The sequence below is a fragment of the Vibrio sp. 10N.261.52.A1 genome, from assembly GCF_002876325.1.
Classification (GTDB): Bacteria; Pseudomonadota; Gammaproteobacteria; order Enterobacterales; family Vibrionaceae; genus Vibrio; species Vibrio chagasii.
Window position 1 is genome coordinate 1 of sequence record NZ_MCYD01000492.1, and the last position, 5,555, is coordinate 5,555.

Here is a 5,555-nt window from a genome sequence, read left to right on the forward strand (position 1 = left end):
CCAAACACAAAAAAGGATTGGTATCTCTACCAATCCTCTTCGGGGGTGTTTCGGTCGTTCTACCTTATGGAAGGCAGTAACGCGATTACTCGTAATCTGTCGCGTACGTATCTTCGTATGAGTGAGAGTAGAACTCGAATAGGTTGCCAAACGGGTCTTCTAGGTAAACCATTTGCGCTTGTTTTAGTTCGTCTTCTGGGTGGTAACGGTGGATATCCATACGTACTTTACCGCCATACTCTTCAACGCGCTTGATAGCTGAATCAAATTGCTCTTTTGGAAGTTGCAGACAGAAGTGGAAAATGCCTAGGCGAGAGAAATCTACTTCGTGACGCTCTTGGCGGTCAACCATTTCAAACATCTCAACACCGATACCGTCTGAAGTTACTAGGTGAGCAATGTTAAAGCCTTTGAAGCCTTCACCAAATACAGCGATACACATACGGCCTATTGCTGATTCACGCTCTTCCATCACCTTAGTCTTATTCATTACGACTCTTAGACCTAAAGCTTTAGTGTAAAACTCTACTGCTTTGTCCATATCGCCAACCATGATGCCTACGTGATTCATTTTCATAACTTTCTCCAATTCTTTTTTAATTCTGTACTTTCGAAGCTCAGCTTCTGTATTTCGTTTCGATGGAGAGAGTATAGATAGAGCCATCAATTAGATGAAATTATCATAATTTATATTAATAATAATTTTATGTTATCAATAGCTTCAATGAGATCCTAACCCACTTCAAGAAACGCTACATAGATACTCGCACTATACATAGGCGCTCACGCTAATAGAGATAAGCCTAATATAGAGAACAACCTAAAGAGCATAGTCACTCAAATTGGGTGTTGCCGACGTTTGATAGCTTTTGTCGATAACTTTCTCATTTCAAAGATAGGAATCACCTATTGAATCTATAGAAATGTCCGATTTCACTAATTTTCGGTGCGGATGCAATATATCTCCATCGACGCGGGATAGCGTTAAACACTACAAATTAGAAAGAGAGTCCAAACATGATCAACACAGAAATCAAACCATTCAACGCAACAGCATTCAAAAACGGCGAGTTCGTAGAAATCACTGAGCAAGACGTTAAAGGCAAGTGGGCAGTATTCTTCTTCTACCCAGCAGACTTCACTTTCGTATGTCCAACTGAGCTAGTTGACCTACAAGAAAAATACGCAGAGCTTCAATCTCGCGGTGTAGAAGTTTACTCAGTATCAACTGACACTCACTTCTCTCACAAAGCATGGCACGATACTTCTGACAAAATCGGCACTATCGAATACTTCATGGTAGGCGACCAAACAGGCACTATCACAAACAACTTCAACGTAATGCGTGAAGGTCAAGGCCTAGCAGACCGTGCTACGTTCCTAATCGACCCAGAAGGCGTTATCCAAGCAATGGAAATCACTGCTGAAGGTATCGGTCGTGACGCTGAAGACCTACTACGTAAGGTTAAAGCAGCACAATACGTAGCAGCTAACCCAGGTGAAGTTTGCCCAGCTAAATGGAAAGAAGGCGAAGAGACACTAGCACCATCTCTAGACCTAGTAGGTAAGATTTAATCTAAGCCTATCTAAAAAGAACAAATAAAACGGTTCTACAGGCGCGCTTCGGCCTCCCTCCTAAAGGGCAGTTGCGCGCCACCCTTTCAAAGCAGCAACACCACATTCAATTTGCCGACTTGCGCCCCCTTTTTATTTTCCTTTTTCAGCAAGAAGGTATTGGTCAATACCAAGACACAGAATTTAAGAGCAGGCACGATTATGTTAGATCAAGCAATGAAGCAGCAGCTAAAAGCATACCTAGAAAACCTAAAAACCAATGTTCAGTTAGTGCTGAGCCTAGATGACAGCGATACCGCAAACAAACTCCAAAACCTAGCAAACGACATCGCGTCTTTAACGGACAAAATTGAAGTAACACGCGATGATAACGCAAGCACGCGCAGCCCTATCATGCAGGTAGTGAACCAAGAGAAAGGCACAGCGATCGGTTTCGCCGGTTTACCAATGGGTCACGAGTTCACGTCACTGGTACTGGCACTGCTTCACAGTGGCGGTCACCCAATCAAGCTTGAAGCTGACGTAATCGAGCAAATTAAAGAATTAGATCAAGAGCTGAATGTAGAAATTTTCATCTCACTATCGTGCCAGAACTGTCCAGAAGTTGTTCAGGCATTCAACATGATGTCAGCGATTAACCCGTTGATTAAGACCACCATGATTGATGGCGCAGCATTCCAAGAGGAAGTGAAATCTCGCGATATCATGGCAGTACCAAGCGTGTTCATTAATGGTGAACTATTCGGTCAAGGCCGTATGTCACTGGCTGAGATCCTTAATAAAGTAGACTCAGGCGCAGCGGAAAAGAAAGCAGCAAACCTAAATCAACAAGCACCATTTGACGTGTTAGTTGTGGGTGGTGGCCCTGCAGGTTCTTCAGCAGCAATTTATGCAGCACGTAAAGGCATTCGAACAGGTGTTGTTGCTGACCGATTTGGAGGTCAGGTAATGGATACCATGGCGATTGAGAACTTTATCTCAGTCAAAGCGACGACAGGTCCTAAGCTAGTGGCTAGCCTAGAAGAGCACGTAAAAGAGTACGGTGTAGAAGTAATGACTGAGCAGCGTGCTGCCAACATCATTGCTGCGGAAGACACGAATGACGGCTACATCCACGTTGAATTAGAGAGTGGCGCAACACTGCGAGCTCGCTCTGTTATCACCAGTACAGGTGCACGCTGGCGTGAAATGAACGTTCCGGGTGAACAAGAATACCGCAACAAAGGCGTGGCTTACTGCCCACACTGTGACGGCCCACTGTTCAAAGGCAAGAAAACAGCCGTTATCGGCGGTGGTAACTCAGGTATTGAAGCCGCTATTGACCTAGCAGGCATTGTGGAACACGTAACCGTACTTGAATTTGCAGACACGCTACGCGCTGACCAAGTACTTATTGATAAAGCGAACGCAACACCAAACATCGAAATCATCAAAATGGCTCAAACGACACAAGTGTTGGGTGATGGCAACCGCGTAACCGGTCTGGAATACAAAGACCGTAACACGGATGAACTGAAACAAATTGAACTCGCGGGTATCTTCGTTCAAATCGGTCTAATGCCGAACAGCGAATGGTTGAAAGGTTCGAAGGTTGAGCTTTCACCACGCGGTGAGATTGAGATTAACGCTCATGGCGCAACATCAATGAAAGGTGTATTTGCAGCAGGTGACGTAACAACCGTACCTTACAAACAGATCATCATTGCGATGGGAGAAGGTGCTAAAGCAAGTCTAGGCGCATTTGACCACCTAATCCGTAACCCAGCTCCAGTTAAAGAGGCTGAAACCGCTTAATCTTGTAAACAAAATTCCTTAAGTGTTCTTGTTAACTTATTAGTTATTATTAACTTACCGATTATTGTTAACGACTTTGTCGATATTTAGACACCACTCCTATGGATTTAGGAGTGGTTTTTTTCGTTGTAATTTTTATGCTGGTTGATAAAGCATAAAAGCAACCACTAGTGCGAGGCTTCCGCCCAAACAACGGTTTACCACCATCATCTGTTTTGGTGATTGAAGCAGCTTTTTAAGCATCGTACCGCAATACGCCCACACCAACATGCACGGTACGCCCGTGATCACCATGCCTGCAATAATGGTCACCACTTGAATCAGATAGTCTGCGTTCGGAGTGATGAACTGAGAAAACACAGTTAACGAAGCAATCCAACCTTTAGGGTTCAACACCTGAACCAACACACCTGACACAAAGCCCGAACGGTTATCGGTAGTACTCTCTTCGATTTGCATATTGGCAATCGACCACGCCATGAACAACAAATAAGCCGCACCCGCGTACTTCAAAATGTTGTATAGCTCTGGGTAAAGAGTGAACAGGCTCACCAAACCGACACTGGACCCCGCCAGTACGATGATGATGCCAAAAGCGTTCCCAGAGATAAAAGGCAAAGTTGCAGTAAACCCGTAACGACTTGAAATCCCAAGTAATGCGATATTTCCTGCCCCAGGTGTAATTGCAATCGATGTTGAAAATAGCAAAAACGCCAGCATTAATTGAGAGCTCATTTCCTCTCACTCCTAATAAGTAAAGTATTGATAGGGAGAGAGTTTACAGATTCGACTAGGAATTAAATTGCTATATAGGCTAATATCAATGCAAATTTGAGCAAAATTTTTCTGAAAAGACCATGAAACAGAAAGAATCCACTAAAGAAATATTAGATGACACAGATATCGCTATCTTAGGACATATTCAACAAGACGGGCGCATGAGTAACAGTAAGCTCGCCGAGAAGGTAAACCTCAGCGAAACCCCTTGCTGGCGCCGATGGAAACGTATGGAAGAGACAGGCTATATCGACGGTTATGCCGCCAAGCTGAATCGTAAGAAATTAGGCTTTCATGTGGCAGGTTTTACCTTAGTCACGCTCGGAAACCACGAAGTTGAAAACACAGAACCATTCGAAGAGTTTGTTGCCGTTACCGATTGGATTCCTATGTGTCACTGTATCGCAGGCGGTGCAGACTACATGGTGCAAGTATTAGCAAAAGATTTAGAAGAGTACTTTGAGCGTATTAGCTCGATCAGACGAGTGAAAGGCGTGAGTGCCATTCAATCCAACATCTCAGTGAAAGAATTAAAAAACAGCTATCAACTTCCTCTTGAGGACTAGTTCACTTCTGCTGGTAGCCCTTTTCTTTCAGCAAAACACAAGCCCAGCTCCCTAGGTTTCTGAAACTTAGGGGCTGGGCTTTGTTTGCAACGAATATCGTTTAATTACGCTTTCTATTCACAAGGGTGAGCTAGATGGATCAAGGCTAAACCACCGAGTGACGTTTCACGATATTTCTTGTTCATGTCTTTACCCGTTTGATACATGGTCGCGATGACCTTATCCAACGATATCAAAGATTTGCTATTGCGTTTCAATGCCATGCGAGACGCATTAATCGCCTTCATCGCACCCATAGCATTTCGTTCAATACACGGTACTTGTACTAAGCCACCAATTGGGTCACATGTCATACCGAGTGAATGTTCCATCGCAATCTCTGCAGCAATACAAATCTGCTCATTACTACCACCGCGCAGTGCAGTTAAACCTGCAGCCGCCATAGAAGATGAAACGCCCACCTCTCCTTGGCACCCTACTTCGGCACCTGAAATGGAAGCGTTGGTTTTGTACAAAATACCGATCGCGCCCGATACCGCTAAAAAGTCTTTTAACTGCTTGGTATCCAACTCTTTAATGAAGCGATGGTAATACATCAATACAGCCGGAATCACACCAGCAGCACCATTGGTTGGAGATGTGACTACCTGACCACCAGCCGCATTCTCTTCACTGACTGCAAAGGCAAACAAGTTAATCCAGTCCATGATTTCCATTGGATCGTTCTCAACTGCAGCATTCGCTTCTAACTTCTTCAGTAGGTTTGGGGCTCGGCGAGTGACGTTTAATCCACCATCCAAGATCCCCTCAGTTTCAAAACCGCGCTCCATACAACGCGCCATC

General features: G+C 44.4%; 6 protein-coding genes. 3 read left to right on the top strand and 3 right to left on the bottom strand.

What is annotated here, in order from left to right:
* Positions 1-85: 85 nt before the first annotated feature.
* Entirely contained in the window at positions 86-577 is a 492-nt protein-coding gene (locus BCT81_RS05660; protein ID WP_102423472.1) for a VOC family protein, read from the bottom strand.
* A gap of 440 nt (positions 578-1,017) precedes the next feature.
* Between BCT81_RS05660 and ahpC the strand changes: the two genes are divergently transcribed.
* Positions 1,018-1,575 carry an alkyl hydroperoxide reductase subunit C gene (gene ahpC / locus BCT81_RS05665; RefSeq protein ID WP_008220943.1) on the top strand — a complete coding sequence of 186 codons (558 nt, stop codon included), beginning with the start codon at positions 1,018-1,020 and terminating at the stop codon, positions 1,573-1,575.
* 201 nt (positions 1,576-1,776) lie between these two features.
* A complete protein-coding gene (gene ahpF / locus BCT81_RS05670) occupies positions 1,777-3,369 on the top strand; it encodes an alkyl hydroperoxide reductase subunit F (RefSeq protein ID WP_102423473.1) in 1,593 nt (530 codons plus the stop codon).
* A gap of 135 nt (positions 3,370-3,504) precedes the next feature.
* On the opposite strand, the gene BCT81_RS05675 is transcribed toward ahpF, so the two are convergent.
* On the bottom strand, positions 3,505-4,104 hold the full coding sequence (locus BCT81_RS05675; protein WP_102423474.1) for a LysE family translocator: 600 nt from the start codon (positions 4,102-4,104) through the stop codon (positions 3,505-3,507).
* 122 nt (positions 4,105-4,226) lie between these two features.
* Here BCT81_RS05675 and BCT81_RS05680 point away from each other — a divergent pair, with 122 nt between their 5' ends.
* On the top strand, positions 4,227-4,712 hold the full coding sequence (locus tag BCT81_RS05680) for an Lrp/AsnC family transcriptional regulator (protein WP_102423475.1): 486 nt from the start codon (positions 4,227-4,229) through the stop codon (positions 4,710-4,712).
* Positions 4,713-4,825: 113 nt separating this feature from the next.
* On the opposite strand, the gene BCT81_RS05685 is transcribed toward BCT81_RS05680, so the two are convergent.
* Positions 4,826-5,555, bottom strand: a 730-nt coding sequence (locus BCT81_RS05685) for an L-serine ammonia-lyase (RefSeq protein WP_102423476.1), incomplete at its 5' end; no start/stop codon positions are given.

Excerpts from the sequence above, each read along its gene's own strand:
- BCT81_RS05660 (WP_102423472.1), bottom strand. The coding sequence starts at position 577 with ATGAAAATGAATCACGTAGGCATCATGGTTGGCGATATGGACAAAGCA.
- ahpC (WP_008220943.1), top strand. The coding sequence starts at position 1,018 with ATGATCAACACAGAAATCAAACCATTCAACGCAACAGCATTCAAAAAC.
- ahpF (WP_102423473.1), top strand. The coding sequence starts at position 1,777 with ATGTTAGATCAAGCAATGAAGCAGCAGCTAAAAGCATACCTAGAAAAC.
- BCT81_RS05675 (WP_102423474.1), bottom strand. The coding sequence starts at position 4,104 with ATGAGCTCTCAATTAATGCTGGCGTTTTTGCTATTTTCAACATCGATT.
- BCT81_RS05680 (WP_102423475.1), top strand. The coding sequence starts at position 4,227 with ATGAAACAGAAAGAATCCACTAAAGAAATATTAGATGACACAGATATC.